This is a genomic window from Sorangium sp. So ce327, from assembly GCF_051530205.1.
GTDB lineage: Bacteria > Myxococcota_A > Polyangia > Polyangiales > Polyangiaceae > Sorangium > Sorangium cellulosum_B.
Genome location: NZ_CP150330.1, coordinates 879,426 through 906,409, shown reverse-complemented (window position 1 = coordinate 906,409; position 26,984 = coordinate 879,426). Strand labels below are relative to the sequence as shown.

The 26,984-nt window shown below is 72.2% G+C and carries 21 protein-coding genes and 1 tRNA gene; 11 read left to right on the top strand and 11 right to left on the bottom strand.

Going from position 1 to position 26,984, the window contains the following annotated elements; translation table 11 throughout:
* Positions 1-18: 18 nt before the first annotated feature.
* Genes WME95_RS03340 through WME95_RS03320 form a run of 5 tightly spaced genes read right to left on the bottom strand, consistent with a single transcriptional unit; the run spans position 19 to position 7,730 of the window.
* Entirely contained in the window at positions 19-1,575 is a 1,557-nt protein-coding gene (locus WME95_RS03340) for a hypothetical protein (protein WP_437906969.1), read from the bottom strand.
* A 59-nt stretch (positions 1,576-1,634) separates the two neighbouring features.
* Complete coding sequence (locus WME95_RS03335) at positions 1,635-2,723, bottom strand: PEGA domain-containing protein (protein WP_437906968.1); 1,089 nt, start codon at positions 2,721-2,723, stop codon at positions 1,635-1,637.
* Positions 2,724-2,764: 41 nt separating this feature from the next.
* Entirely contained in the window at positions 2,765-3,865 is a 1,101-nt protein-coding gene (locus tag WME95_RS03330; RefSeq protein WP_437906967.1) for a hypothetical protein, read from the bottom strand.
* Between the two features lie 29 nt (positions 3,866-3,894).
* Complete coding sequence (locus WME95_RS03325) at positions 3,895-6,531, bottom strand: protein kinase domain-containing protein (RefSeq protein WP_437910944.1); 2,637 nt, start codon at positions 6,529-6,531, stop codon at positions 3,895-3,897.
* Positions 6,531-7,730, bottom strand: a complete 1,200-nt coding sequence (locus tag WME95_RS03320) for a serine/threonine-protein kinase (protein WP_437906966.1) — start codon at positions 7,728-7,730, stop codon at positions 6,531-6,533. Before WME95_RS03320 ends, WME95_RS03325 begins: the two co-directional genes overlap by 1 nt.
* A 346-nt stretch (positions 7,731-8,076) precedes the next feature.
* Here WME95_RS03320 and WME95_RS03315 point away from each other — a divergent pair, with 346 nt between their 5' ends.
* From WME95_RS03315 to WME95_RS03290, 6 genes are all read left to right on the top strand, one after another.
* A complete protein-coding gene (locus tag WME95_RS03315) occupies positions 8,077-8,385 on the top strand; it encodes a hypothetical protein (RefSeq protein ID WP_437906965.1) in 309 nt (102 codons plus the stop codon).
* 50 nt (positions 8,386-8,435) lie between these two features.
* The gene (locus WME95_RS03310; protein ID WP_437906964.1) at positions 8,436-9,074 is read left to right on the top strand and encodes a sigma-70 family RNA polymerase sigma factor; all 639 of its coding nucleotides are present in this window, start codon (positions 8,436-8,438) and stop codon (positions 9,072-9,074) included.
* Positions 9,075-9,340: 266 nt separating this feature from the next.
* A complete protein-coding gene (locus tag WME95_RS03305; RefSeq protein WP_437906963.1) occupies positions 9,341-10,156 on the top strand; it encodes a hypothetical protein in 816 nt (271 codons plus the stop codon).
* Between the two features lie 540 nt (positions 10,157-10,696).
* Complete coding sequence (locus WME95_RS03300; protein ID WP_437906962.1) at positions 10,697-11,524, top strand: electron transfer flavoprotein subunit beta/FixA family protein; 828 nt, start codon at positions 10,697-10,699, stop codon at positions 11,522-11,524.
* Positions 11,525-11,629: 105 nt separating this feature from the next.
* Positions 11,630-12,634, top strand: a complete 1,005-nt coding sequence (locus WME95_RS03295) for an electron transfer flavoprotein subunit alpha/FixB family protein (protein ID WP_437906961.1) — start codon at positions 11,630-11,632, stop codon at positions 12,632-12,634.
* A 181-nt stretch (positions 12,635-12,815) separates the two neighbouring features.
* Positions 12,816-15,563 carry an ATP-binding protein gene (locus WME95_RS03290; RefSeq protein WP_437906960.1) on the top strand — a complete coding sequence of 916 codons (2,748 nt, stop codon included), beginning with the start codon at positions 12,816-12,818 and terminating at the stop codon, positions 15,561-15,563.
* Positions 15,564-15,777: 214 nt separating this feature from the next.
* Here WME95_RS03290 and WME95_RS03285 read toward each other — a convergent pair.
* Positions 15,778-15,851: transfer RNA gene (locus WME95_RS03285), tRNA-Pro, on the bottom strand.
* 457 nt (positions 15,852-16,308) lie between these two features.
* On the opposite strand from WME95_RS03285, the gene WME95_RS03280 reads away from it, so the two are divergent.
* Positions 16,309-16,917 (top strand): response regulator, encoded by a 609-nt coding sequence (locus WME95_RS03280; protein ID WP_012233257.1) that lies wholly within the window; start codon positions 16,309-16,311, stop codon positions 16,915-16,917.
* An 82-nt stretch (positions 16,918-16,999) separates the two neighbouring features.
* Here WME95_RS03280 and WME95_RS03275 read toward each other — a convergent pair whose 3' ends face one another.
* Positions 17,000-17,737, bottom strand: a complete 738-nt coding sequence (locus WME95_RS03275) for a TlpA family protein disulfide reductase (protein ID WP_437906959.1) — start codon at positions 17,735-17,737, stop codon at positions 17,000-17,002.
* A 65-nt stretch (positions 17,738-17,802) separates the two neighbouring features.
* On the opposite strand from WME95_RS03275, the gene WME95_RS03270 reads away from it, so the two are divergent.
* Positions 17,803-19,044: a chorismate-binding protein gene (locus tag WME95_RS03270; protein WP_437906958.1), complete on the top strand. Its 1,242-nt coding sequence runs from the start codon at positions 17,803-17,805 to the stop codon at positions 19,042-19,044.
* A gap of 10 nt (positions 19,045-19,054) precedes the next feature.
* Here the strand turns inward: WME95_RS03270 and WME95_RS03265 are convergent, their stop codons facing one another.
* From WME95_RS03265 to cysS, 4 genes are all read right to left on the bottom strand, one after another.
* Positions 19,055-20,500 (bottom strand): protein kinase domain-containing protein, encoded by a 1,446-nt coding sequence (locus WME95_RS03265; RefSeq protein WP_437906957.1) that lies wholly within the window; start codon positions 20,498-20,500, stop codon positions 19,055-19,057.
* 200 nt (positions 20,501-20,700) lie between these two features.
* Positions 20,701-21,606, bottom strand: a complete 906-nt coding sequence (locus WME95_RS03260) for an AgmX/PglI C-terminal domain-containing protein (protein ID WP_437906956.1) — start codon at positions 21,604-21,606, stop codon at positions 20,701-20,703.
* 224 nt (positions 21,607-21,830) lie between these two features.
* Positions 21,831-22,796 carry a DnaJ C-terminal domain-containing protein gene (locus WME95_RS03255; RefSeq protein ID WP_437906955.1) on the bottom strand — a complete coding sequence of 322 codons (966 nt, stop codon included), beginning with the start codon at positions 22,794-22,796 and terminating at the stop codon, positions 21,831-21,833.
* 158 nt (positions 22,797-22,954) lie between these two features.
* The gene (cysS, locus tag WME95_RS03250) at positions 22,955-24,535 is read right to left on the bottom strand and encodes a cysteine--tRNA ligase (protein ID WP_437906954.1); all 1,581 of its coding nucleotides are present in this window, start codon (positions 24,533-24,535) and stop codon (positions 22,955-22,957) included.
* 63 nt (positions 24,536-24,598) lie between these two features.
* On the opposite strand from cysS, the gene WME95_RS03245 reads away from it, so the two are divergent.
* The 3 genes from WME95_RS03245 (at position 24,599) to WME95_RS03235 (ending at position 26,963) form a co-directional block, all read left to right on the top strand.
* A complete protein-coding gene (locus tag WME95_RS03245; protein ID WP_437906953.1) occupies positions 24,599-25,375 on the top strand; it encodes a rhomboid family intramembrane serine protease in 777 nt (258 codons plus the stop codon).
* Positions 25,376-25,455: 80 nt separating this feature from the next.
* Positions 25,456-26,016 (top strand): hypothetical protein, encoded by a 561-nt coding sequence (locus tag WME95_RS03240; protein WP_437549412.1) that lies wholly within the window; start codon positions 25,456-25,458, stop codon positions 26,014-26,016.
* Positions 26,013-26,963: an MlaE family lipid ABC transporter permease subunit gene (locus WME95_RS03235; RefSeq protein WP_437906952.1), complete on the top strand. Its 951-nt coding sequence runs from the start codon at positions 26,013-26,015 to the stop codon at positions 26,961-26,963. Before WME95_RS03240 ends, WME95_RS03235 begins: the two co-directional genes overlap by 4 nt.
* Positions 26,964-26,984: the final 21 nt, after the last annotated feature.

Below are 26,984 nucleotides of genomic sequence, written 5' to 3'. Positions count from 1 at the left end.
CTCACCCCGCTGCGCACTTCACTCGCCGCAGCTCGCATTGCCTATGAAGTCCCAACATGCTCCGCTCACGCCAACCTTGCCAGCAATTCCACCCGGCGCCGTGCCTCCGCCATCGCCCGCTGTGCCCCCCATGAAGTTCGCTAGCGTCGCCGCAGCACCCGGCGCCGCCGCGTAGGCGATGCCCACCGCGTGGCCGCCTCGGCCGCCTGCACCGGGACCGCCCAAGCCTCCTTGACCGCCATCGCCGCCTCGGCAGCCGATGGATCCACCAAGGGGCGCAGCGGTACCTCCGGTCGCGCCGCTGCCTCCAGCGGCACCACCTCTCCCGCCGGCTCCGTTGCCCCCCTTGCCCGCCTTGCCCACCGCGACGGTCACCTCCTTCAGCACAAGCTTCGTCCCGAGGCTCACAATCCCGATGCTAGACCCGCCGGCCTTACCGCCTCCGCCTCCCTTGCCGCCGCAACCACCTGCGCCACCTCCGCCTCCGCTCGCGCCTACCCCCTCGACGGTGGTCATACCGGGCCCCCGACAAAACAATCCCGCTTTTGCGCCGCCACCACCGCCTCCCCCTTGGCCGCGCGTGCCAGGTGTGCCGTTCTCACCGTCGCCTCCCGAGACGCCGGCCAGCGTCAACGTCATGTCGCTGCCTGCCTCGCCGGCACCTCCGGGGTCCCCGCTCTTGCCATTCGCACCGACTGCACATTCAGCGGCCGCAGTCTCCCCCGTGCCCCCGATGCCCTTGTTGTTCGGGTTCGGCGCCGGCGGCGGCGTGCCATCGGCCGCCTTCTGCCCGTTGCCGTCGTCGGTACCCGTGATCCCGCCGAGCCCACCGGCTCCACCACGCGTCTCGCCATCCTCGCACGTCGTCACGCCTGGCTCTCCGCCAAAGACTGTATTCGGCGCATCGCACGCATCCGACGGCCGCGTCTGCTCCGTGTCTGGCGCGCTCGCCCCCACCTGCGGTGCCTCCGTCGGCGTCGTGCCATCCTCTCCGGCCATCCCGTCACCCGCGGTTACATCCACCTGCGCCAGTTCCGCCTCGACGTCCGCCACCGCCACGCCGATCGACGACCGGCCCAGTTCCGTCGCGCTCGCCGCACGGACCGAGAAGCTACGCACCTTCGCTCCGCTCGCACCTTCGCCCAGCGTGAGCGCGCTCTGGTTCGGCAGTCCCTCGATCGCGCTCCGCGCCTCCCCGCTCCACGTCCACTCCGCCCCACAGTCGAAGCCTCCGATCAGCTCGACCTTGGCCCCAATCGTCACGCTCTCCGCGAACGCACCGCTCGTGCACGCAAGCACTCGCTTGCCCTTCGCGTTCGCCACCGCCTCCCCGAGCGACCCATACGGCTTCGCCTTCGTCCCGTCTCCCCCCGCTTCCGCCGTCGCGCTCGCGAACACAGCGCACTCGTCCCTCACCGTGCTCGCGTCCTTCGTCGGATCCGCGTCGCACTCGGGGTTCGGCGGTCCACCTCCACTGCCGGTCGGCAGGAAGTGCCCGCAGGTGAGCATCAGCTCACAATCCCCTGCCACGTCGTTCCACACGACGTCACAACCGCTCGCAGCGAGGACAAGCACAACATTCGCTGCAACCCAGCGCCTTGCATTCGTTTTCATCGCGTCCTCTTCCGAGCCCTTCACCATGCACCGAGCACGACAACGCCAGCGCCCGTCGGATGCGCCGTGGCCACTACGCGCGGCTGTCCCGCGGTTCTCGTCTCTCCACGCGGCCACAGCGCATAGGTCAACGCAGCGGCGGCCAGTACACCCGACGCAACGTAGGCCGCGCCTGCCACATGCCCGAACGTGTCCACCCGCTCTCCGGCGCTGCTCAGCTCCGCACAATCGTCGACGAACGACGCCGACGGCTTCGTGCACTGCCCTCCAGCGTTCCTGATCGACTGCCGCTGCGCGTGAACGTCGTCGAGCACGTTGCTTCCTGCAACCGTCATCCCGATCCCCACGCCGAGCCCCACCGCGCTCGCCGCGCCCAGCGCGATCACCGGCACCCAATTCCTCTTCTCCGGCACCGGCTGCGGCTCGATCGGCATCACCGGCTGCCCCATCACCGGCGCACCGGCCCCCGCGCCCGGCACGCGCGTTCCCCCGCCTGTCTCCACGCCCGCTGACGCCCGCGGCTCGGCTTTCGCCAGGGCCATCGCCAGTTCCACCTTTGCCGTACCCCCCTTCGCCACTCCCACCGTCTGGCTCGCCGGCTCGTAGTCCGGATGCGTCGCCTCGACCCGGTGCTCGCCCGGGTCCACGAACACCTCACCCTCCAGCGGTGTCTGGCCCACGATCTTGCCGTCCACAAGCACCTCCGCTCCCGCTGCCGTGACCGACACCTTGATCCCACCCACCTGCGCTCGCGACTCCGCGTATCGCTGCTCCGCCGTCGGCTTCAGCTTCGCCACCGTCTTCACGAGCGGCCAGTTCCTCAGCGCGAACGAAAGGTACTGCGCTGCTTCCTTGTGCTTCTTCAGCTGGTACTTCGTGTTCCCCAGGTTGTACGCCACGTCGAACGTCGGGTTCAGCTCCCACGCCGACTCCAGCTCCTTCTCCGCCTCCACGTACTTCTTGTCCGAGTAGAGGCGCAGCCCTTGTCGAAAGAACGCATCCGCGCGCGTCACCGCATCGCCGGTGCTGGCGGGCGCTTCCTGCGGCGCGGCAGGCTGCGCGCTGGCCACATCGGCAGCGGCCATCACGGTCGCGGCGGTCAACAACACGGCAAGGCTTCGGCTCTTCATCATCATGGCTCCAGGCGGGTTCACTCCATCACGTCATCGGCGAGCTGTTTATCGGGCGTGGGCGCTGGCGCGACGGGCGCCTGCGGAACGTGCGGCGCCGCACGCGTCGGCCGCGCGGGCACAGGCGACACCGGCGCTGGCGGCGCCGGCGGCGCTGGCGGTTGGCTCGCCGACGCGGTGTCATCGATGCTCGGCTCGACCGCCTCCGGCGGTGCCGGCGCTGCCGGTGGCAGCAGCTCCGAGGCCTCCGGCGGCGCCTGCGTGCTCCGCGCCGGCATCCGGCTCGATGGCGGCGCCGGCTCCGGCTCTTTCGGCGGCGTCTCTTGCCGCAAGATCGTCGCCAGCACGAACGGGCTGCTCACCGCGATCACCGCCAGCAGCACCATCAGCCACGTCGGCATCCACTGCCGGCGCCGTCCCGTCGACTCCGTCGCGGCCGGCGCCTTCGGCACCGCGATTGGCGGCGGCGTCACCGGCAGCAACGACGACGGCAGCAGCGCCTTGTCGATCGGCGGCAGCGCTCGATCCGCCCACTGGCTCGGCGCCATCGCGCCCGGTTGCTGCACCGGCACGCCCGGCTGCTGCACCGGCGCGCCCTGCGGCGCCGCCGCGCCCCCGAACACCGGCACACGCTGCGTCACCATCGCGCCCGCATGCATCGGCGCGCCGTGCTGCTGCACCGGCGCCCGCTGCGTCATCGTCGCGCCGTGATGCGCCGCCGCCGCCCCGTGCTGCATCGGCGCGCCCTGCTGCTGCACCGGCACTCGCTGCGTCATCGTCGCGCCGTGGGGCGCCGCCGCCCCGTGCTGATGCGCCGCCGTCACCTGCGGTCCTGCCGGCTGCTGCGCCGTCGCAGGAAACGGCGGCGGCACCGCCTGCACCGGCAGCGGCGGCGGCACCGCGGGTTGCCCCTTCGCCAGCGCAGGCACCACCGGGAACTGGAACAGCGGCTGCCCCGTCGGCTTCTGCTGCTGCATCTCCGTGAGCGCGCGGTCCAGCTCCGGGTTGTTCAGCGCTTGCTGCAGCTTGCGCTCCGCCACCTCAGGATCCGCCTCGCGCCGGATGCTCTCGAGGTCCGGCAGGTACTGCCGGATGTCGTCGCTGTCCTTGTTGCTGCCCATCGAAGACCTCTCTCCTCAGCGACCACACTCTAGAACGGCCTGCACCCCGCCGTGGCGCATGGCCCGGCCGGTTTCGCGCCCTGTTGCTTCGCAGGCGCGGCCGGCTTCGCGGGCGCCGCCTTCTTCTGCTCCTCGATCACCCGCAGAAACGACGGCTTCTGGCGCTTCGGCATCGGGTAGAAGTCCTCGTCGTCGTCCGTCTCCGCCGGCGCCGCCTTCACAGGCGCTGCCTTCGCCGGCTCCGCCTTCACCGCCGCCGCTTGCTCCTTCGCCACCGCCGCTTGCTCCTTGGGAGCGGGCGCCTTGGCCTCCGCCACCGTTCCCGTCTTCTCCACGGCTCCGGCCTCCACTGCCGCCTCGGCCGTGCTCGCCTCCGGCGGCGCCGCTGCCGCCGCCGCCGCGCTCTCGGCCGGCGCCGTCGCTACCGCGTTCGCCGCCGCGCTCGCCTCCGGCAGCGCCGCTGCCGCTGCCGCCATGGCGCTCTCCGCCGCCGCCGCCGTTGCCGCCGGCTCTCCTGTCACCGGCGCCGGCGCCGTGTCGCGCGCCGAGCGCAGCCCCAGCACCGCCCCCACGCCTCCCAGCGTCAGCGCCAGCGCCACCACCGGCGCCAGCACGTACGCCCTCGGCGCTCGCCGCGGCTGCGTCAGCAGCGCCGCCACCGGCGTCATCGGCGTCTCTTTCCGCAACGACTCCGCCGGTCCCGCGCTCGGTGCCGTCACCGAGCTCGGCGCCGCTGGCCGCCCCGCAACCGGTGACGCCGTTCCCGGACGCGACGCTTCCGTCGCCAGGAGCTGCGGCGTCACGTACGGCAGCTCCACCTCCTGCGGCGGCTGCGGTGCCGCTCGTCGTGCCTCCGTCAATGGCACGGCGTGCTGCGTCTCCATCACCGGCAACGGCGGCGGTCCACCGTACCCCTGCGCCCCCGTGTGCGACGCCGGCCCGCCGTACGCCTGCGGCATCGGCGGCGGCGGTCCCGCATACGCCTGCGGCATCGGCGCCGACGCACCATACGACTGCGGCGTCGGCACCGGCCCGCCCTGCGCCTGCGGCATCGGCGCCCGCCCACCGTGCGACTGCGGCATCGGCGGCGGTCCCGCATACGCCTGCGGCATCGGCACCGGCCCTCCATACGACTGCGGCATCTGCGCCGGCCCACCGTGCGACTGCGGCATCGGTACCGGCCCCGCATACGCCTGCGGCATCGGTACCGGCCCCGCATACGCCTGCGGCATCGGCACCGGCCCTCCGTGCGACTGCGGCAGCGACGGCGGTCCACCGTGCGACTGCGGCATCGGCACCGGCCCCGCATAACTCCCCGACCTCACCTCCGCCGGCGGCTGCGGCGCCCCCGCCTGCGGCATCGCCGCCGCCGCCGCTCGCTGCGCCATCTTCTCCGCCCACGCCCCGGACAGCTTCGCCGTCGACTCCAGCGCCTTCAGCGCCGGCAGCGGCTCCGTATGCCCCACCCCCCGCCCCCGCGGCACGCGCGACGACGGCACGAACGGCAGCGCGCTCGCCGGCGCCACGAATTGCTCCAGCGGCGCCGTCTCCCCGTGCACCACCCGCCGCCCTCTCTTCTTCCTCTCCTCCTCCGTCGCCGCCGCGCTCCCTCGCTCCATCCCGCCCTCCTGCCCCGCCTCCTCCGTCTCCGCCTCGCCCTCCACCGGCGCGCTGTCCTCCAGCGCCACTCCCGCGAACGCCGCCTGACGCTCCGCCTCCATCCGCTCCCGCGCCAGCCGCTGCGCCAGCACGTGCCCCGCCGGCACCGTCTCTCTCAACAGCCCCCGAAGGTCCCGCGCCACGTCGTCGAACCTCGGATACCGCTCCTCACGGTCGATCGCGATGCACCGCGCCACCACCGGCCACACGAACTCCGGGCAATCCGGCACGATCTCGTGCACCGGCTCCGGCGCCGCCACAAGGTGCCCTGTCAGCGTCTCCTCCGCCGTCGCCGGCTCGCTGTCGTCCAGGAACAGGTGCTTCCCCGTGAGCACCTCATAAAAAATCGCACCGAACGCGTAGATGTCCGTACGCCCATCCGGCCTCGCCCGCTCCACGCGCTCGGCCTTCCTCGAGCTCGTGTACAGCATCTTCACCTGCTCCGGCGAGATGTACCTCACCGTCCCGACGTCCGGCAGATCATCGGTGTTCATCCCGCCGTCCGCGAACTTCGCTATCCCGAAGTCGAGCAGCCACACGTGCCCTTTCGCGTCCGCCTTCGTCCCCACCATGATGTTCTCGGGCTTCAGGTCCCGGTGCCATATCCCCTTCGAGTGCACGAACGTCATCGCGTCCGCCACCTGCAGCATCACGTGCATCGCGCTCAGAAAATCGAGACGGTACGCCTTGTTCAAGAGCTTCCTCAGCGTCCTGCCCTCGAGGTAATCCATCACGATGTACGCCACGTGATCCGGCGACACACCCGCCTTCTTCATCCTCACGATGTTCGGGTGCTTCAGCTTCGGATAGAACTTGCACTCCTGCCGGAACCGCCTCGCGAAGTCCTCTCTCTTCAGGTGCCGTGGCAGCATGCACTTGATCGCCACCACATCCTCCGAGTAGTCCTCCACTGCCTTGTACACCTCTCCCATCCCACCGGCGTCGATCACCTCCGTGATCCGGTAGTCCAGGAACACGTCCCCGGCCTTCAGCGCCTCCCGCGCCATCACCACACCCCCATCCCGCGCAGCACCAGCGCCGCGATCGCCGAGAACACCACCGTGCTCGCAAGCGTCAGCCCCGCGAACAGCCGCGCGTCCACCGGCGCCGCCCCCGCCTCCACCGCCACGCCCGCCACCCCCGCGCCCGCCCTCGCCCCGCTGCTCCCCTCCGGCTTCGCCTCGAACCACGCCCTGCTCTGCGGCCCCCACCCCGCCTCCGCCTCCGGCATCCGCGCCGCTCTCCCGCTCCCGTCCTCCTCCGCGAGCGCCGCGCCGATCCGCCCCAGCTCCTCCCCGAACGCCTCGGCGCTCTGAAACCGCTCCTCCGGCCGCTTCGCAAGCGCCCTCAGCACCGCACGGTCCAGCGCCCCCGGGATCCGCTGCCCCGCGTACCGCGACGGCGGCGCCGGCGGCTCCACCACGTGCGCCCGCAGCAGCGCCAGCGCGTCCTCGACATGGGCGAACGGACCGTGCCCCACAACCAGCGTATACATCAGCAGCCCCACCGCATACACATCCGCCCGCGCGTCCACAGGCTGGCACCGCGCCTGCTCCGGCGAGGCCGTCCGTGGCGTCCCCACCAGCAGTCCGGCGTCGGTCGGATACGCCGGCCCGTCCACCGCAGGCAGCGCCCCGGGCGCCGCGCCCGCCAGGGCGCCGTCGAGCACCTTCGCGACGCCGAAGTCGAGCACCTTCGCGACCCGGGCGCCGCCCGGCGCCGCCGCCCCCGGCGCGCACAGGAACACGTTGTCGAGCTTCACGTCGCGGTGCACCAGCCCCACCCGGTGCGCCGCCGCGAGCCCCGCCAGCACCTGCCGCACCAGCTCGATCGCCTCGGCCACCGGCAGCGGACCGCGCCGCTGGAGCTCCTCCCCCAGGGTCCGCCCTTCGAGCCGTTCCATCACGAAATACGGGCGCCCCGCCGGCGTCTGCCCCAGATCGAGGACCGACACCACATGCGGCGACGACACCGCCGCCAGCGCCCGCGCCTCCACCTGCAGCCGGTCCGCGAACCGCGGATCGTGCGCCAGCGCGCGGCGGACCAGCTTCACCACGACCCGCTTCCGGAGCGCGCGGTGCTCCGCCTCGACGACCTCCCCCATGCCCCCGCGCCCGAGCACCCGGACGGCCCGGTAAGGTGTGCCTTCCAGCACATCCCAGGCACCGCCCGAGCGCCCTGAGCCGTCTGAGGTGCCGCGTTCCACCAGCGAGGTCTCCTGAGATGGAAATCACGACCAGGGCGCCGGTTCAGACAAAGAAAATGCACCGGCGATGTCGATTCCTGAAAACGACGTCAATTCAAGCTGTTACCAGCCCTCGCGGCCATGGCCACGACCACGGCCGCGGCGCCCCCCCGGCGCTCCGGCGCACGGTCCGGCCCTCCCCGGCCCCGGCATCCCGCCCGCGCCCGGCGACGGCGCGCCTCCGGGGGCGGGGCGCGACAAAACGATCCCGGCGTGTCGCTTTCCTTGTCTGAAACGAGCACCCGGCAGTGATTTAGGAGAAGAAAGGGGCGCCGCACGCACGCGGGCCCCCCTGCGCGAGGTCCCCATGACGCACGACGCTTCCGACCAGCACGACGACCTGGAGCCGCCCGGCGACGCCGATCCCATCGTGGAGGCCTGTCTCGCCGACGCGCTCGGCCCGTACCTCGGGGTGCTCTCCCCCGAGGAGCTCGAGGATTACCGCAGGTTCCTCACTGTCTTCATCACGACCCACCCGGCGGCGGCGCCGCTCCACGCTCGCTTGCGGGCGAAGGGCTACGTCCCGGCCGGGAGCGGCGCGGTGGCCCGCGAGGGCGGGGGCGCGAGCGAGGAGGCGGCGGCGCCCGACGACGGGACCTCCGGCGGGCGGCATTGATCAGGGACCAGCGTCCTCCTCCTTCACCTCACCCCCCGCGGGAGCGCATCATGGCGGCGCTCCCCCTCGCTCGCCGCGTCGCCAGGGCGACCGCGAGGATCTACGGCGTGAGGACGCGCCAGGGCATCGAGGACTGCGAGCAGACGGCCTACCAGGCCCTCCTGGAAGCCGGGCTCGGGTTCGATGAAACGCGCGGCGTCCCCCTCGGCATCTATGCCTGGAAGCGGGTCGCCGGCGCCGTGATGCGGCAGCTGACCCGCGACGCGCCGATCCGTCGCGCCGGCGCCGCCGCCGCGCTCGACGCGGCCGAGTCGATGCGCGACACAAGCGATCCGTTCAGCGACGACGACGACGACGCGTCGGGCCAGCTCATGGCCCATTGCCGGACGCTCGCCTTCACCCGCTTCGTCGGGGACACGGGCGAGCGGCTCAGGGCGCCCCCGGAAGACGCGCTCGCGCGCGCGCGCGCCTTCGAGGCGCTCGCCGCGGCGCTCCGCGGCCTCGACGAACGGGAGGCGCGCCTCATCGAGCTGCGGTACTGGCAGGAGCTCTCGTGGGCCCAGGTCGCCGCGGCGCTCGGCGTCCACGAGAAGTACGCGACCCGCATGGACGAACAGCTGCGGAAACGCCTTCGGGGCGATCTGCAGACGAGCCACGTCGAGGAGCCGCCGCCGAGCGAAGGGGCCTGAAGGGACCTCCGCGCCGGACCACCCGCGCTTCCGGCGCAAAAGGCAATTACAGGCGATAACACCGTCCTCCCCCCCGAGCCCCTCTCGAGCCGCGAATTAGCCGTAATTGAGCGGTAATCGCGCCGCGGCGCCCCTCCCGGACGCGCACTGGACCGACTCGAAATCTCGCGCCGCGCAAAAGAGCATTTACAACGCCCATCCTGCCTGGGAGCGTGACGGATGGTGCATTCCCCGGCGCGTCGCCGGAGGACAACCAAGGAGGCACCATGGCCCTCAAAGACCTCTCTCCTCGTCAAATGGTCCAGATCACCGGCGCCTGGCTCGACCCGGAGCGCGAAAGGCCGCGCCTCGTGTCGCTGAAGCGGTGTGCCCCGCTCATCGACGATATCGAGGAGGCGCACGAAGGCGTCTTGAAGTCGCACCGGCGGCAGAAGAAGGCGGACGACCAGATCTCCGAGATCCAGCAAAAGCTGGTCGCGAACGATCAGATCCATGATCGCAAGGCCCGCGGCGCCCATGCGGTGCTCACCGGCTTCGCCGATCTGGCCGACGATGCCGAGGACGCGGCGATCTACCTCGAGATCCGCGATCAGCTCTTCGCGGATGGGCTCAGGTTCATCGGGGCGAGCTACAGCGATGAGGCGGGCGAGGTGAAGCTCGCGCGCGACCGGCTCACGCCGGAGTCCAAGGCGGCGCTCAGGGCGCTGCCGACGCCGGGGGGCAGCCTGCTCAAGGCGGTGCAGGCGTGGTTTGCCGCGGGCGACGAGCTCGGCAAGCTCGACGCGCAGCGGATCCACCTGCATGCGCAGGAGCGGCCGGACGGGGCCGACCCACGCGGCGGGCAGCTCCGGGCGCGCAACCGCTGGATCAAGGTGGTGCGCAGCGTCCTCCAGATGCTGGAGCTCGAGGGGGCCGATGAGGAGACGGCGCGCCGTCTGCTCGCGCCGCTCCAGCGGGAGGCGGCCAAGGCCGAGCGCCGGCGCTCGGGCGGCAAGGAGGGGACCGAAGTGGAAGGCAGCGCGCCGCCCGAGGCCAGCGAGCCAGCAATCGACGAGGGAGCCCCGGCGACCGGCGTGGATTGACGGGGCCGCCCCTCCGACGGGGCCTCCTGGCAGACTCGCTCCGTTAATCCCCCCTCCGACGGGCCCTCCTGGCAAACTCGATCCGTTAACCACCCCCCTCCGACGGGGCCTCCTGGCAGACTCGACCCGTTAACCCCCCCTCCGACGGGCCCTCCTGGCAAACTCGATCCGTTAACCGCCCCCCTCCGACGGGCCCTCTTGACGAACTCCATCCATCAAGAGCCCCCTACGCCACCCCCTCTCAACGGCTCGCATCGATCAACGCCCCCCTGCGCCACCCCCTCACAATGGAGCACCTCGCCTCTCCCGCTCCGCGAGACCCCTCACAATGGCTCGCGCCTTCGAATAGGCCGTCGCGCCTGCTTGACGCACCACGTCGGCGCTGCCATGACCGGCTCCCTCCGCCTCGGGCGTGCTGTTTCAGCCGCGCGCGCCGGGTCCACGCATGGGGCCGCCGGCCCGGCTGCCGCAGGCGTGGCGCGTCCTTGCCGAGGCGGACTACGCTCTGCGTTACCACACAGCAACAGGAGCCACCGAGCCGTGAAGATCCTCGTTCCGCTCAAGCGCGTCGCCGATCCGGATAACGCGAACAAGGTGAAGATCCCCGCTTCCGGGGACAAAATCGAGACGACCGGGCTCGAGTGGAAGCCGAACCCGTTCGATGAGTACGCGCTCGAAGCGGCGCTGCGCCTGACCGAGGACGGCAAGGCGCCGAAGACGCGGGCGGGCGAGGTCGTCGTCGTCACCTTCGGACCGAAGGAGACCGAGCAGACCCTCCGCGCCGCGCTCGCCACCGGCGCCGACAAGGCCATCCGGGTCGACGTCACCGACGACAAGCTCGACGGCGACCTCGTGGCCCGCGCGCTCAAGACGCTCGTCGAGCGCGAGAAGCCCGACGTCGTGCTGATGGGCAAGCAGGCCGTCGACGGCGACTCCAACCAGGTCGGCCAGATCCTCGCCGAGCTGCTCGACTGGCCGCTCGCCACGTTCGCCGCGACCATCAAGGAAGAGAAGGGCGCGCTCCTCGTCGGCCGCGAGGTCGACGGCGGCGTCTCCACCCTCCGCGTGCGCCTGCCGGCCGTCGTCACCGTCGACCTGCGCATCGTCGCGCCGACCAGCGTCTACTCCGCGAAGACGGCGCCCGCGTTCAAGTACAACGACGGCGTCCGCTTCGCGGCGCTCCCCGCGATCATGGCCGCCAAGAAGAAGCCCCTCACCGAGGTGAAGCTCGCCGACCTCGCCGCGGACCAGGCGCTCAAGGTCCAGTACAGCGCGTTCCAGCCGCCCCCCGCGCGCAAGGCGGGCATCAAGGTGAAGGACGTCAGCGAGCTCGTCTCGCGCCTCAAGAACGAGGCGAAGGTCATCTGACGGGACGCAGCAGGGACAAGACCGGACGCGACAAGAGGCCGAAGACATCGAGGGTGCCGCCGACGCGGACCCCGACCCGCAGCGGCGGGTCGTGCAGGAGGGATCATGGCTGACGTTCTCGTGGTGGCCGAGGCCGCCGATGGAAAGCTGAAGAAGACGACCCACTCCGCTGTCACGTTCGCGAGGCAGGCGGCGGCGGCGCTCGGCGGGACGTACTCGATCCTCGTGATCGGCGACGCCCTCGGCGACGCGGCCACCGAGGCGGCGACGCTCGGCGCGGCCAAGGTGCTCGTGGCCCAGGCGAGCTCGCTGAAGGACTACGTCGCCGAGCGCTACGTGCCGACCGTCGCGGCGGCCGCCAAGGGGACCGCGAACGCGGATCCCCGCACGCCAGCGACGTACGCCGTCGTCGTGGGCACCGCGAGCGCCTACGGCAAGGACCTGCTCCCGCGCGTCGCGGCGCGGCTCTCGGCAGGGTTCGCGAGCGACATCTCCGAGCTCCTCCCCGAGGGGAGCAAGCTCAAGTACAAGCGCCCCATGTACGCCGGCAACGCGTACGGCGTCTGCACCGTCTCGACCCCCGTCCAGGTCGTGAGCGTCCGCCAGAGCGCGTTCGCCGCCGCCGAGCCCACCGGGTCGACGTCGCCGATCGAGCAGGTCGCGGTCGTCCCGCCGAGCGCGGCGGCCGAGCGCGTCGAGTTCGTCTCCTTCGACCAGGTGAAGAGCGAGCGCCCCGAGCTCGCCGAGGCCAAGGTCGTCGTCTCCGGCGGCCGCGCCCTGAAGGAGCGCTTCAACGAGGTCCTCGACCCGCTCGCCGACGTCCTCGGCGCCGCCGTCGGCGCCAGCCGCGCCGCGTGCGACGCCGGCTACGCCGCCAGCGACCTCCAGGTCGGCCAGACGGGCAAGGTCGTCGCCCCCTCGCTCTACGTCGCGGTCGGCATCTCGGGCGCCATCCAGCACCTCGCCGGGATGAAGGGCTCGAAGGTCATCGTCGCCATCAACAAGGACGCCGACGCGCCCATCTTCCAGGTCGCCGACTACGGCCTGGTCGCCGATCTCTTCGCGACCGTGCCCGAGCTCGTGAAGCAGATCCAGGCAGCCCGCAGCTGATCCTCGCGCGACCGACCCCGCCGGGGTGCACCTCGTCCGCCCTCCAGGGACGCGGGCGTACCCCGGCTCACCGGATGAGTCCGTCCAGCGAGGAGTCCACGTTCACGGGCGCGATTTCCGTGTCAGGTCGCGCACGTAGCATCTTGTTCGCGTCCTGCGGCCGTGGGATCCCTTGACCTCTATGCCCGAACGCCCGGACATGCCGATCGTCGCGGCGCTCGCGCAGGCGCGGGCATTGCTGTACGACACGGCCAGGACAACGGAGCAGCGGCGGCTCATCGGCCCGACGGTCATGGAGATCGACCGCGCGATCGTGAGCCTCGATCCGACCGCGAGCGCCTCCTTCGAGCTCACGCCGCTCGCGGCGTCGGTGCCGCCGGTCGACACGGAGATCGAGGCGCTGCGCCGCGAGGTCGAGCGGCTGCGCGTGATCACCCAGCACGAGCGCGGGCTCCTCGACGCGCTCCTCAGCGAGAGCCCGCACGGCATCATCGTCTCCGACAGCCAGGGCAAGCTGATCCTCCAGAACCGCGCCTCCGAGCGGATCTGGGCCGGCAGCTCCACCGCCGAGAACGTCGAGGGCTGGGGGCGCTACCGCGCGTTCCACCCCGACGGGCGGCCGTTCGAGGGCGGCGACTGGTCCATGGCGCGGTGCCTGTCGCGCAGGGAGACCGTCCCCGCGGAGGAGATCCACTTCCAGCGCTTCGACGGCACCCACGGGATGCTGCTCGGCAGCTGCGCGCCGCTCTTCTCGCCGGAGGGCGAGATGCTCGGCGCGGTGTCCATCTTCGCCGACATCACCCAGTTCAAGCAGCTCGAGGCGGACCTCCGGGTCAGCAAGACGAAGTTCTCGACCACCCTGAAGAGCATCGGCGACGCGGTGATCTCGACCGACGGCACCGGGCGGATCGACTTCATGAACGCCGTGGCCGAGACGCTGACCGGCTGGACGCTCGACGAGGCGAAGGACCGCCGCCTGTCCGATGTCTTCCGGATCATCTCGGAGCAGACGCGCCACGACCTCGACAACCCCGTCACCGAGGTGCTGCGCCACGGCGGCATCATCGGGCTCGACGACACCACGCTGCTGCTGCGCAAGGACGGCTCGGAGCTCGCGATCGACTCGAACGGCGCGCCGATCCGGAGCGAGGAGGGCGAGCTCGTCGGGCTCGTGCTGGTCTTCCGCGACGTGACCGAGAAGCGGCTCGCGGACAAGCGGCGCTACTTCATCGGCGAGGCGAGCCGGCAGCTCGCGCTGTCGGGCCTCGACTACGAGAGCACGCTGGCCAACGTCGCCCGCCTCGCGGTGCCGCACATCGCCGACGCCACGGTGGTGGACATCGTCGAGCCGGACGGCTCGCTGGGCCGGCTCGCGGCCGTGCACGCGAGCGACACGAAGAAGGCGCTGGGGCGGGATCTCCCGGCCCGCTACCCGACCGATCCCGAGGTGCCGCGCGCGGTGCACGCGGTGCTCCGGTGCGGCGAGTCGCTCCTGCTCCCCGAGGTCGAGGGCATGGCGTGGCAGCGCGCCGCGTCGCTGAAGCCGGGCAACGAGTGCTGGTCCGGCGCCCACGACCCGGCCTACCTCGCGCTGCTCCGGGAGCTCGGCGTCCGCTCGGCGATGATCGTGCCGCTGCGCGCCCGGGACCGGACGCGCGGGGCGATCACGCTGCTCTCGACCGAGCCGAGCCGGCGCTACACCGTCGAGGATCTCGCGCTCGCCGAGGAGCTCTGCAACTTCGCCGCGCTCGCGCTCGACAACGCCCAGCTCTACCGCGAGTCGCAGCAGGTCAACCGCGCCAAGGACGAGTTCCTCGCGACGCTCTCGCACGAGCTCAGGACCCCGCTCACCGCGATCCTCGGCTGGGCGCGCATGCTGCGGCAGGGCTCGCTGAAGCCGGACACGCACGTCCGCGCGCTGGAGGCGATCGAGCGCAACGGCACGCTCCAGGCGCAGCTCGTCGAGGACCTCCTCGACGCCTCCCGCATCATCACCGGCAAGCTGCGGCTCGACGTGATGCTGGTCGACCTGCCGCCCATCATCAACGCCGCCATCGACGCGGTCCGCCACGGCGCGGACGCGAAGGGCATCGAGTTGCTCGTGCAGCTCGACCCGAACGCGGGGCCGATCTCGGGCGACCAGACGCGGCTGCAGCAGGTGGTGTGGAACCTCCTGTCGAACGCGATCAAGTTCACCCCGCGCGGCGGCAAGGTGTCGATCCAGCTCGGCAGGGCCGAGGGCCTGGCCCGCATCCAGGTGAGCGACACGGGCCAGGGCATCGTGCCGGAGTTCCTGCCGTATGTGTTCGACCGCTTCCGCCAGGCCGACAGCACGAGCACGCGGCCGCACAGCGGGCTCGGGCTCGGCCTTGCGATCGCCCGCCACCTCATCGAGCTCCACGGCGGCACGGTGAAGGCGGAGAGCGCCGGGGACGGCAAGGGCGCGACGTTCACGGTGGACATCCCGCTCGCGCCCCGGGGCGCCATCGCGGCGCTCCGGAGGGCCGACGGGCTGGTCCCCCTGTCCAACGAGCTGGAGCCGACGCTCCAGGGCGTCCGGGTGCTGATGGTCGACGACGAGCCGGACGCGCGGGAGCTCGTGACCACGGTGCTGGAGCGCAAGGGGGCGAGCATCACCGCGGTCGCGACGGTCGACGAGGCGCTGTCCGCGATCGAGCGCGAGAAGCCCGACGTGATCCTGAGCGATCTCGGGATGCCCGGTGAGGACGGCTACAGCCTGATCCGGCGCCTGCGCGCGCAGAGCCCCGAGCAGGGAGGGCGCATCCCCGCCGCGGCGCTGACCGCGTACGCGAGCGCCCAGGACCGCACCCGCGCGCTGCTGGCCGGCTTCCAGTCGCACGTGCCCAAGCCGATCGAGGCGTCGGAGCTAGCAGCCGTGATCGCCAACCTGGCCGGCCGCACCGGCTAGGACCGCCCACGCCCACCCCAACGTCAACGTGGTCGTGGACGTCCACGTTGACGTGGACGTCAACGTGGACGTGGTCGTGGACGTCAACGGCCAGACGTCAACGTAGACGCCCCCCGGCCAGGAAGCCCCCCCGCTCCCCGTCTTCCCGTCGGCACGCCCAAACGACGAAGGGCGGCCATCAGGCCGCCCTTCGTGGATCCCCAGATGAACTGAGTCGGGGCGAGAGGATTTGAACCTCCGACTCCTCGGTCCCGAACCGAGTGCGCTACCAGGCTGCGCTACGCCCCGTTCGCTGCCCCAAGAGCAACGCCCGCTGAACAGCGGGCGCGCAACATCGCCAAGAGCGAGCCGCTTGTCAATACGAAATGATCACGGCTCCACCGCTGCACCGCGGGCGCGCACGGTATCCCCGGGAGCGCCCGCGCGCCGCATGAGCGCCAGATGACAAAAAGCGGCAAGAATTCGCTCACTTCGGGGTCGCCCCGGCGCCCCGGACGTTTCACGAAGCCAAGAATCGTGGGAGCGCAAGAAAAATGTCCCGTCCTAACTTGCTCAGGCCGTGTTAAAGTGTCACTGGAATCCCGATGTTGCCGAAAGGAAGCAGAGAGCGAGGCGTCTGGTGCGCCGGTGAGGGCCTCGCCCCCTGCTCGCGCAACTTGAGCAGGGGACCGCACGGGCGGCCCCTTCCAGAACGGACCAGGGCGACCGGCCGGCTCCGGCGGTCGTGACGTGAGAGGAGGAACAGGTGGCAATTGAGCTTCCCGCTGTACGCATTCTGATCGTCGACGACGACCGCGCGATCTGTGACTACATGCAGACGCTTCTCGAGCGCGACGGGTACCAGGTCAAGACGCTGGGCGACCCCACGACCGTGGAGGAAGAGGTGCGCACGGGCGGCTATCACCTCATCATCCTCGACCTGATGATGCCGAAGCTCGACGGCATCGAGGTGCTCAAGCGCATCCGCAAGGTCGACAACGACATCGCCGTCGTCATCTTCACCGGCTTCCCCAACCTCGAGAGCGCCGTCGCGTCTATGAAGCTCGACGCGGTCGATTACATCAAGAAGCCGTTCAACGTGGACGAGTTCCGCGAGGTGCTCGCCCGCGTCATGCGCAAGAAGGGCCTCGCGCGCACGCCCGAGGAGCAGCTCCACCGCGTCATCGGCGACACGATCAGGAACCTCCGCAAGGACAAGGACCTCACGCTGAAGCAGATGGCGCGCCGCACGGGGCTCAGCGTGTCGCTGCTGTCGCAGATCGAGCGCGCCGAGTCGTCGGCGTCCATCTCGTCGCTCTACAAGATCGCGGTCGCGCTCGAGTCGCGCATCCAGGACCTCTTCGGCCACTACTGATCCGCTCGCCGAGCGGCGACGCCTGGCCCGCCGCGCGCCCAGCGTGGACAGCGTGGACGCGCGCGCCCGGGCCAGCGCCGGCTCAGCGCCGCGCGCCGCGCTCGATCGCCGCGTCGAGCTCGTCGAGCGCGAGGCCGGCGATCGCCTCGACCCGCGCGCCCGACGTGTCGAAGACGATCACGTACGGCAGCTTCGAGATCTGCTTCAGATACCGCCGGGCGAGCGGGCTGTCCCAGTCGACGATGTCGAGCTTGCGGTACGCGACGTCCTTGCGGGCCTCGAGCACCGTGACCATGTGCGCGTCCAGCTTGCGGCAGGGCATGCACCAGGCCGCCACGAAGTCGATGACCGTGACCTTGCCCGGGACGATCTGGGCGCCGAGGTCGGGGATGTCCGCGCCGCCGTCCTCGATCGTCCGGGCGTCCGCGCCCTCTGGGAACGTCGCCCAGCCGAGGTACTGCCCCTGGCCGGCGCCGAGCACCGCCTCGAACCCCTCGTCGGCGGCGAGCCGCTTCACCGTCCCCGCGACGTCGAACGACCGCGACGCGGTGACGGAGATCTCGGCGCGGCGCCTGTCGAAGGCGGCCGAATAGACGCCCGGGCGCTCGCGGAGATCCGCGACGAGCTCGGCGCCGCACGCCTCGCAGTCGATCTTCCGCAGCGAGACGACCGTGGTGCGCGCGCCCTCCGGGGCGGGCTGCGCGCCGCCGCAGGCAGCCGCCAGGCTGCCAAAGGCGACCAGCCAGCCGCCGCAGGCAGTCAGCCAGCCGCCGCGGGCAGTCAAACCGAGGGCCGAAGAGAGGGCTTTCGCGCTTCGCACCGCGTCCTTCGAGGTACCTTGCCCGCCTTCTCCGCGCGGCGCAACGTCGTGTAGGCTGGGCCGCGATGAGCTCCGTCGTGACCCGCACCCTGCCGGCCGATCACGTCACGCCGGTCCGCGCCTACGCCGCGCTCCGCGCCCATTCGCCGGGCCGGTCGTCGTTCATGCTGGAGTCCGCCCTGCCCGGCGAGCGCTGGGGCCGCTACGCGATCCTCGGTTACAGGGCGCGCGCCGAGACCCTCCTCCCGAGCGGGTTCGACCCGTTCGCGACGCTCGCGGACGGGCTCGCGCAAGCCTCGGCCGCGGACACGCGGAATGCGCCGGACGCACAGGGCACGGCGCGCGACCTGGCGGCCCGCGTCTGTCAGGCCTGGGTCGGCTTCCTCGCGTACGATGCGGTGCACCTGCTCCTCGGCGTCGAGCCGTGGCCCGACGAGGCCTACCTCGGACGGGTCATGAAGGACGCGACCGTCGTCGTGTTCGACAGCGTGGCGCAGACCATGACGATCGCCGGCCAGTCGCAAGGCGCCGTGAGCCGATGCGCCTGGGAGCTGTCGCACGGGCCAGAGCAGATGAGCCTCCCCGCGCTCGATCCGCACGCCCTGCCAGAGCACGTGGAGACGCCGGTGGCCGACGAGGACTTCGCCGCGAAGGTGGCCGCCGCGCACGAGCGCGTCGCGGCCGGCGAGGCGAAGGAGGTCGTGCTCGCCCGCAGGTTCCGAGCCCCGCTGCGCGGCGCGGATCCGTTCGACGTGTACCGGGCGCTGCGGGTGCTCGCGCCGTCGACCCACCTCTACTTCCTCGACTTCGCGGAGTCGCCGTTCGCGCCGGGGCTCACCGTGGCAGGCGCGTCGGGCGAGACGCTCGTCCGCGTCGAGCGCGATCCATCGGCGGGGCCGAGCGAGGGCGACGCGTCGCCCGTCGAGGCGCTGCGCGCCGCCTTCGCGCGCGGCAGCGCTGTCGGCGCGCCGGCGGCGCGCGCGAGCGGCGTCAGCCGCCGCCTCGAGGTCGGCCCGCGCCAGATCTACGGCGGCTCGGTCGGGTACTTCGGGCCGGAGGGCGCGGAGATGGCGCACACGCTCGGCGCCGTCTGGGTCGAGTCGGGCTACTTCGAGACGATGACCGGCGCGCGCATCGGGAACGAGAGCGACCCGCGCGCGGCGTCGGAACGGACGCGCGGCGACGCGCGCGCGGCGCTGTCGGCGATCCGCGCGGCGCAGGAGGCGCGCAAGGCGAGCGACGCGGCCGCGGAGAAGAGGGCCGCCGCCGAGAAGGCCGCTGACGACGACGCGGTCCGGAGCGCGTAGCGCGCAGCGCTCAGTCGTGCAGCAGGCTCTGGCGCACGCGCGCGCCCGTGGGGGCCGCCCCCGTGGCGGTGCCTGGCCGCGCGAGCCGCGACGAAGCGGTGGCCTGGGGCGCGGTTGCCGCCGCGCGGGCGCCGCGCTGAGGAGGCTCGGGAAGCGCCGGCCGAGCCGGCGGCGAGGCGATCGCCTCGAGCGCTGCGGCGCGCGCCGCCTGCGCCTTGCCGGCGGCGAGCACCGCCGTGAGCACGGCCGCCCTGGCGCCGGTCGCGGCCATCGCGGGCCTCGGGCGCTCGGGCCGCGTGAGGGTCACGAACGTCGCGACGCCCATCAGCGCGACGAGGCCGGCGGGGAGGAGCCAGCCCAGGCGCGCAGGCGCCGCGAGACCGCGCAGCACGTTGGCGCTCTCCGCGCCGAGCAGCGTGTCCGGCGGCGTCGTGCGGCTCGCGGTCGGCGGCTCGGAGCCGGCCTCCGGCCCCATGATGGCGCGAGGGGCCGCCGCGTTCCCCTGCGCGAACGCCGCGACCGGCGCCCGCACCGAGGCGATCCCGGAAGCGCGCGCCGACAGGGGCGGGCGCTGGAGGCCAGAGGAGGGAGGCGGCGCGTGCTCCGCGATGCGAGCGAGCGACGACACCATCTCCTCGACCGAGCGGAAGCGCCGGGCCCGGTCGCGCGCGAACGCCTTCTCGAAGAAGCCGTCCAGCGCGGCAGGCAGCCTCGGCGCGAGCCGCGTCGCGATGGGCACCGGCGCGAGCAGGATCTTCGAGGCGACGACGCTGGCGATGTCGCCGGGGAACGGGAGGTGACCGGTCACCGCGCGAAACAGGATCGCGGCCAGCGACCAGAGATCGGTCTGCGCGTCGAGGGTCCGCTCCGCACGGATCTGTTCCGGGCTGAGGTAGTGGAGCGCGCCCGCGCTGATCTCTGCCGCGATCTCGCCGACGAGCCGTGGCGCGACCGCCCTCGGGAGGCCGAAGTCGAGCACCTTCACGACCTCCTCGTCGCCCTCCAGCGCGAGGAAGAGGCTCTCCGGCCGGAGGCCCTGGTGAAGGAGGCCCGCCGCGTGGGCGGCCTGCAGGGCGTCGCCGGCCTGCGCCGCGACGCGCGCGGCCTCGTCCAGCGAGAGCCGGCCGCGCCGGACGAGGCGCGCCGCGAGATCCTCGCCGGAGAGCAGGTCCATCGCCAGGTAGACCACGCCATCCTCGGTGCCGTGATCGCGCACGCTCACGACGTGCCGCGACGAGAGCTCGGCGGCGGCGCGGACCCAGCGGTCGAGCCAGAGGATCTCCCCCGTGGCGCCGGCGTCGGGGTCGAAGAGCTTCAGGGCGACGCGAACGCCCAGCCGGAGCTCGCGCGCGGCCCAGACCGAGCCGCGGTCGCGCGCGATCCGCGCGAACGGACGCGCGAGCTGCCTCTCCAGCAGATACTTCCCCCCAACGATGGTGCCCGGTGAGATATCCATGGGTTACCTGAGCCTCCTCCCCCACCGTAAAGTTGCACATACGCCATGCGGCGCAATTTGGCGTTGCGGGTCGCTGCACGGTTTGCCTGTGCGACCGCCTCGACCGTGCAGGCGGCGGGAGCGTTCGCACCGCACGCAGCGCGCGGGAAGAGGCGAGTCGTAGCGTGGAGCACAAGGAGCCCGTCCCGGTTGGGGCGGAACTAGGGTGCTGAGGGCTGCGGGTCGGGCGAAAACCGGAGCGGTACGACGAAGCGCAGGTCGCCGCCCTCCGGCGCCGGGAACGTGAGCGCTCGCGCGCGCCGGAGCACGCAGCGGGTGAGCCGTTCGTCCGGGAAGCGCGACTCGGCCTCGAAGGCCTCGTCGACGGCGCCGCTGTCGGTCACGTGGAAGCGGATCGCGAGGCGGCCCCAGAGCGCCGGCGCGCCCGCGAGGGCCTCTTCGTAGCAGCTCCGCCACGCGGGCAAGGCCTCGGCAAGGGCCGCGGAGATCGCGTCCGGCGGGAGCTCGCCCGGGCCAGGAGCGAGGACGGACGGCGGAGGCTCGACCGGCTCGTCGCCCGGATAGACCTGCAGCGTGGCCGTGACCGTCGAGCCGGCCTTGGCCCCGGGGAGCGGGAGCGACCGGGCGCGCGCGGCGAGGCACGAGACGACGTCCGGCGCGGAGAGCGTGGACGAGGTGGCGCGCGCCCCCGTGACCTTGCCGGCGCGGCTCACCGTGAGCCGCACCGTGGTCTTGCCGTGCAGCGTCGGGTCCCGGTACGCGCGCAGGCGGTAGCACGAGTAGACGTGGATCCAGAGGTGCCGCCGGGCGATGCGCTGCACCTCGCTCGCCTTGAGCGGACCCTTCACGTGGTCGATGTCCACGATGATCCTCGGCAGCGGGTGCCCCTCGGTCGGAGGCGGCGGCGCGGGGGGATCCCCCCTGCCCCCGGCGTTCCAGCGATTCTGCTCCGCCACCTCGGCCTGGCCGCGAGGGACGAGGTGGCGGCCGAGCTTGTAGGGCGGATCGATCGCGATCGAGGGCCCCTGCGAGGCGCCTCGCGCGTCGCCCTCGGCGGCCGCCGCGGACGGGTCCCCGAGGGAGGCGCCCGGCGCCGCAGGCGACACCGCCGGAGGCGCGGCCGGGGCGCGCGGCTCAGTGGAGGAGGCGGCAGGCGCCAGGGCGTCCACTCGCCGGGGCGGACGCCCTGGCTGGGCGGCGGCCGCGGCGGAGAGGCCGGCGGCGCGCGAGGCTGGGCGCGGCGGCGCCGGCGAGGCGCACGCGGCGAGCGCGATGGCCACGGCGAGGAGCGGACCGTACGCGCGGCCCGCGCCGCACCGCGAGGCCGCGCTCAGAACCGGAGATCGCCGCGCGGCGCCTCCACCTTGCCCTCGAGCGCGTCGATCGCCTTCGCGACCTCGGGGTCGTCGACGGTGGGGACGTGCACCACGAACTTCACGTAGAGATCCCCGGGCTCCTTCGCCTTGCGGGCGATGCCCTTGCCGCGCAGCCGCATCACCTGGCCGGTCTGGGTGCGCGCCGGGATCTTGAGCGTCACCTCGCCGTCGGGCGTGGGGATGCGGATCTTCTCGCCCCGGTAGGCCTCGCCCAGGGTGACGGGGACGTCGAGGTGGAGGTCGTCGCCCTCGCGCTTGAAGAACGGGTGCGGCGTGACGTGGATGTTGAGCAGCAGATCGCCGGGCTCGCCGCCGCCCATGCCCGGCGCGCCCTGGCCGCGGATGCGCAGGCGGCTGCCCTCGGCGGCCCCGGGCGGGACGCGCACCGTGACCGGCTCGGGATCCCCCTCGCGCTGGAGCTGGAGCGTCGTGCCGCGCACCGCCGACACGAAATCGATGGTGAGGTTCTGCTCGATGTCGCCGCCGCGGCCGCGCGCCGGCTGCGGGCGGCGGCCCGCGCCCCCCGCGCCGGCGCGGCCACGGCCAAAGAGGTCGCCGAGGATGTCGCTGAGGTCGCCTCCGGCTTGGGCGTTGCCGAAGATCTCCTGGACGTCGAAGCCGCCGGGGCCGCGGCCCCCGCCGCCGGCCCGCGCGTTCGCGTAGCGGCGATAGGCGCGGGCGCGCTCCGGATCGAAGTTCTGCGAGAGGCTCTCCTCGCCGAACTCGTCGTAGAGCGCGCGCTTCGTCTTGTCGCTCAGCACCTCGTGAGCCTGGTTGATCTCCTTGAACTTCTGCTCGTTGGCCTTCCCCGGGCTCTTGTCCGGGTGGAACTTCATCGCGAGCTTGCGGAACGCCTTCTTGATGCTGTCCTCGTCCGCGTCGCGCGAGACGCCGAGCACGGAGTAGAGATCACGAGCCATGGTCGTCCGTCATCGTTCTGGTCCGCGGGAGGTGCGAGCCGCGCGGACCGCTGCGGGCCTTCATCGGGCCGAAACCTAGATCTGCCGTCGGTCCTCGTCCACTGGGGGCAGCCGCCTGCACGAGCGTCAGCGGTGGAACGCGCGCGGCGCGGCGCGCCTCAGGCGCTCACCCGGAATGTCGTACCGGTGGGAGAGTCGGCAACCTCGATGCCGTCGCGCTCGAGCTCCTTCCGGAGGGCGTCGCCCCGCGCGAAGTCCTTCGCGGCGCGCGCCGCGGCGCGCTCGGCGAGCTTCGCCTCGATCGCCTGCCGGGTCGTGCCGAGGAGCTCGAGGCGCTGCTCCTGCGTGCGGGCCTGGTAGACCGGAGACGGCGTCTGCAGCAGGCCGAGGACGTCGAGCGAGGACCGCAGGGCCGCGTGGAGGCGGCGCGCCAGCGGCGGGGCGGCGCGGGCGACGTCCTGGTCCTTCCCCCGCCGCTGCGCGGCATCGGCGAGCTCGTTGGCAGCCTTGGCGACCTCGGCGATGATCGAGAGCACGACGGGGGTGTTGAGATCGTCGTCGAGCGCGGCGGCGGCGCGGCCCGGCGCGCCGTCGGCGAGCGCGGCGAGCGCCGCGAACCCCTTCGGGAGCCGCGCCGGCAGCTCCGGCGCGGCGCCCTCGCCGGCGTCGGGCGGGCCGGCAAGCGCGGACGGCGCGGAGAGCGCGGACAGTCGATCGAGCGTCGCATACAGGTAGTCGACGCGGCGCTCGGCCTCGACCACGCCGGGGAACACGACGCGGCCGTCGTCGCGCTTGTGGGTGTCGAACTCGAGCGGGCCCCGGTAGTGGACCGTGAGCAGGAAGTAGCGGAGCGCCTCCGGGTCGTTGCGCGCGTAGACGTCGCGGAGCTTGACGAAGTTGCCGAGCGACTTCGCCATCTTCTCCTTGTCGACGTTGACGAAGCCGTTGTGGATCCAGATCGAGGCGAGCGGCGCGCCGTCCGGATCGGCAGCCTCGCTCTGCGCGATCTCGTTCTCGTGATGGGGAAAGACGAGATCCATGCCGCCGCAGTGGACGTCGAAGCCGGCCCCGAGGTAGCGGCCCGCCATGGCGGAGCACTCGATGTGCCACCCGGGGCGCCCCTTGCCCCACGGGCTGTCCCAGCCCCACCCGCCGGGGGCGACCCCCTTCCAGAGCGCGAAGTCGAGCGGATCGCGCTTGTCCTCGCACGGACCGACGCGCGCGCCGACCCGCAGCTCGTCGAGGTTGCGCTTCGAGAGCTTGCCGTAGGAGGGGAAGCTGCGGACCGAGTAATACACGTCGCGAACGTCGCCGGGCCGCTCGACGACATAGGCCGCGCCTCGCTCGATCAGCCGCTCGACGAGGGCGATGACCTCCGGGATGTGCTCCGAGACCTTCGGCTCGACGTCGGGCGTCAGACAGCCGAGGGCGGCGACGTCGTCCTGGTACAGGCGAGCCATCCGCGCCGACAGGTCCATGGGAGGCTCGCCGGACTCGGCCGACCGCTGCAGGATCTTGTCGTCGACGTCCGTGACGTTTCGAACGTAGACGACGCGGAGGCCGCGCGCCCTCAGGTGGCGGACGAGGATATCCGGGGCGAGCGCGGCGCGGCCGTGCCCCACGTGCGCGACGTCGTAGGTCGTCGGGCCGCAGCAGTACATGCGGACCTCGCCAGGCCGTCGTGGGGCGAGCGGGGCGAGCTTCTGGGTCAGCGTGTCGTGGAGGCGCAGGGCGGACATCGGCCGGGGGTCTATCAAGGCAGGCGGATGCTGTCACGGGCCCGCGTGCTTAAGGTGGTCACGATGCTGCCCGTCCGTGACCAACTGCCGACCCGCAAGCTGCCGGTCGTCAACTACCTGCTGATCGCGCTCAACGTCCTCGGTTTCTTCTGGATGCGATCGACGATCGCTGCCGGGTTGCCGCCCGACCGGCTGCTCTCGGCGTGGGGCCTCGTCCCCGAGCAGCTCCTGGAAGCGCCGAGCGACGCGTGGTGGACGGTCTTCAGCAGCATGTTCCTGCACGATCCGACGGGGTGGGCCCACCTCGGCGGGAACATGCTGTTCCTCTGGATCTTTGGCGACAACGTCGAGGACGCGCTGGGCAGCGCCCGCTACGCGGCCTTCTATGTGCTGTCCGGGATCGCCGCCGCGGGCGCGCAGATCATCATCGATCCCGGCTCGACGATCCCGATGGTGGGCGCCTCGGGCGCGATCTCGGGCGTCCTGGCCGCGTACGCGTCGCTCTACCCGCGATCGCCGATCACGGTGCTGAACCCGATCTTCCTCCTGTGGTTCATCTTCGGGCTGTTCCTGGAGCTCCCGGCGTGGCTGGTCATCCTCGAGTACTTCGTGGTGAACCTGCTGAACGGGCTCGGCTCCATCGGCGTGCGCGGCGGCGGCGTGGCGTTCTTCGCGCACCTCGGGGGGTTCGTCGCCGGGCTCTTCCTTGTCCGCATCTTCATGACAGGGCGCGCCCGGCGCGAGCACGAGCGCTGGCAGCACTTTCGCCCGTCCCCCCGGCGCCCCGCTGCGCGCCGGTCCCCGCCGTGGGACGCGCCGCGGCGAAGAGACTCCTGGTGACGGCGAGGATCTCGCCGGAACGGCCGGGCTGCTCGCGGTTCGCCCAGGATGCAAAAGCGTGATAGCGTCGGCCCGCAGCGATGCGACGACCCCTTCGAAGGCGCCTCACCGCCGCGGGTTCTGCGGGCGAGGCAGCGGACCCCCGAGCCTGGCTGCTCGCCGTCGCGATCGCGCTCGCCGCCTGCGGAGGGCCGTCGTTCGACGGAACGGTCTACCGCGGCACGGACGTGGCGTTCCGCGTGCCCCCGGCGCCGGCGAGCTGGGAGCGGCTCGAGGTGTCGGACGCGGCCGTGGCGTACCGCGACGACGCGAACGGGGCGACCATCGCCCTCAACGGGCGCTGCCGGAACGAGGAGGACATCCCGCTCGTCTCGCTGACCAACCACCTCTTCCTGCACTTCACCGAGCGCGAGGTGCTGAAGCAGGAGGTCGTGCCGTTCGACGGCCGCGAGGCGATGCACACCGTCATGTCGGCGAAGCTCGACGGGGTGCCGAAGGTCTTCGACATCTGGGTGCTCAAGAAGAACGGCTGCGTGTACGACATGCTCCTCATCGCCGATCCCGCCCGCTACGCCGGAAGCGAGCCGGCGTTCACGCGGATGGTCCGCGGCTTCTCGACCCTGCGCACCGATGACCGATGACGACTGATCGCAAACGGCCCGTGGCGCCGCCGCCCGCCTCGAACGGCCCGCCGGCCGCCTCCTCCGGCGGGGGCTCCACCAGCGTGCCCCCGCAGAGCCTGCAGCCGACGAGCGTGCCCCCGCAGAGCCTGGCGCCGAACAGCCTGCCCCCCCCGCCGCTCCCCCCGCTGCTCGCCCGGATCAACGAGAACGCGGTCGGGTTCGTCGAGCACCTCGGGCAGTTCGGGCGGATGACCTGGGGGGCGCTCAGGTCGATGTTCGAGCGGCCGCTCGAGATCCGCTCGACCCTCTACCAGATGGAGGCGCTCGGCGTCCGCTCGGCCGCCATCGCGTCGGTGACGGCGCTCTTCGTCGGGATGGTCATGGCGGTGCAGTTCGCCATCGGCCTGCAGAAGTTCGGCGGCATGGAGTACACGGGCCGCATCATCGGCCTGTCGTTCTCGCGCGAGCTGGCGCCGACGCTGACGGCGGTGATCGTCGGCGGCCGCATCGGCGCCGGCATCGCGGCCGAGGTCGGGTCGATGGCCGTCACCGAGCAGATCGACGCGATCCGCGCCCTCGGCGCCAGCCCGCTGAAGAAGCTCGTCTTGCCGCGGCTGCTCGCGAGCATCGTGGTGATGCCCGTGCTCGGCGCGTTCGCGCTCGTGCTGGGCTTCGGCGGGGCGATGCTGGTCTGCGCGACCGAGTTCGGCATCCCCGCCGGCTTCTTCCTGAGGACGGCGCTCGGCTCGGTCACGTTCAACGATTACTTCAGCGGGATGTACAAGACGCCCTTCTTCGGGGCGATCATCGCGCTCGTCGGGTGCCACTTCGGGCTGATCACGCGGGGCGGAACGGAGGGCGTCGGCCACGCGACCACGCGCACGGTGGTCGTGACGTCGATCACCATCCTGATCGCCGACTTCTTCCTGACCAAGATGTCCATCCTGCTCTTCCCGACCCGGTGAGCAGGGGCGGTCCGGGAGGCG

Bases quoted from the DNA above. Each gene is read 5' to 3' on its own strand.
- WME95_RS03330 (WP_437906967.1), bottom strand. From the start codon at position 3,865: ATGGGCAGCAACAAGGACAGCGACGACATCCGGCAGTACCTGCCGGAC.
- WME95_RS03325 (WP_437910944.1), bottom strand. From the start codon at position 6,531: ATGGCGCGGGAGGCGCTGAAGGCCGGGGACGTGTTCCTGGACTACCGG.
- WME95_RS03315 (WP_437906965.1), top strand. From the start codon at position 8,077: ATGACGCACGACGCTTCCGACCAGCACGACGACCTGGAGCCGCCCGGC.
- WME95_RS03310 (WP_437906964.1), top strand. From the start codon at position 8,436: ATGGCGGCGCTCCCCCTCGCTCGCCGCGTCGCCAGGGCGACCGCGAGG.
- WME95_RS03305 (WP_437906963.1), top strand. From the start codon at position 9,341: ATGGCCCTCAAAGACCTCTCTCCTCGTCAAATGGTCCAGATCACCGGC.
- WME95_RS03295 (WP_437906961.1), top strand. From the start codon at position 11,630: ATGGCTGACGTTCTCGTGGTGGCCGAGGCCGCCGATGGAAAGCTGAAG.
- WME95_RS03290 (WP_437906960.1), top strand. From the start codon at position 12,816: ATGCCCGAACGCCCGGACATGCCGATCGTCGCGGCGCTCGCGCAGGCG.
- WME95_RS03270 (WP_437906958.1), top strand. From the start codon at position 17,803: ATGAGCTCCGTCGTGACCCGCACCCTGCCGGCCGATCACGTCACGCCG.
- WME95_RS03265 (WP_437906957.1), bottom strand. From the start codon at position 20,500: ATGGATATCTCACCGGGCACCATCGTTGGGGGGAAGTATCTGCTGGAG.
- WME95_RS03255 (WP_437906955.1), bottom strand. From the start codon at position 22,796: ATGGCTCGTGATCTCTACTCCGTGCTCGGCGTCTCGCGCGACGCGGAC.
- cysS (WP_437906954.1), bottom strand. From the start codon at position 24,535: ATGTCCGCCCTGCGCCTCCACGACACGCTGACCCAGAAGCTCGCCCCG.
- WME95_RS03245 (WP_437906953.1), top strand. From the start codon at position 24,599: ATGCTGCCCGTCCGTGACCAACTGCCGACCCGCAAGCTGCCGGTCGTC.
- WME95_RS03240 (WP_437549412.1), top strand. From the start codon at position 25,456: ATGCGACGACCCCTTCGAAGGCGCCTCACCGCCGCGGGTTCTGCGGGC.
- WME95_RS03235 (WP_437906952.1), top strand. From the start codon at position 26,013: ATGACGACTGATCGCAAACGGCCCGTGGCGCCGCCGCCCGCCTCGAAC.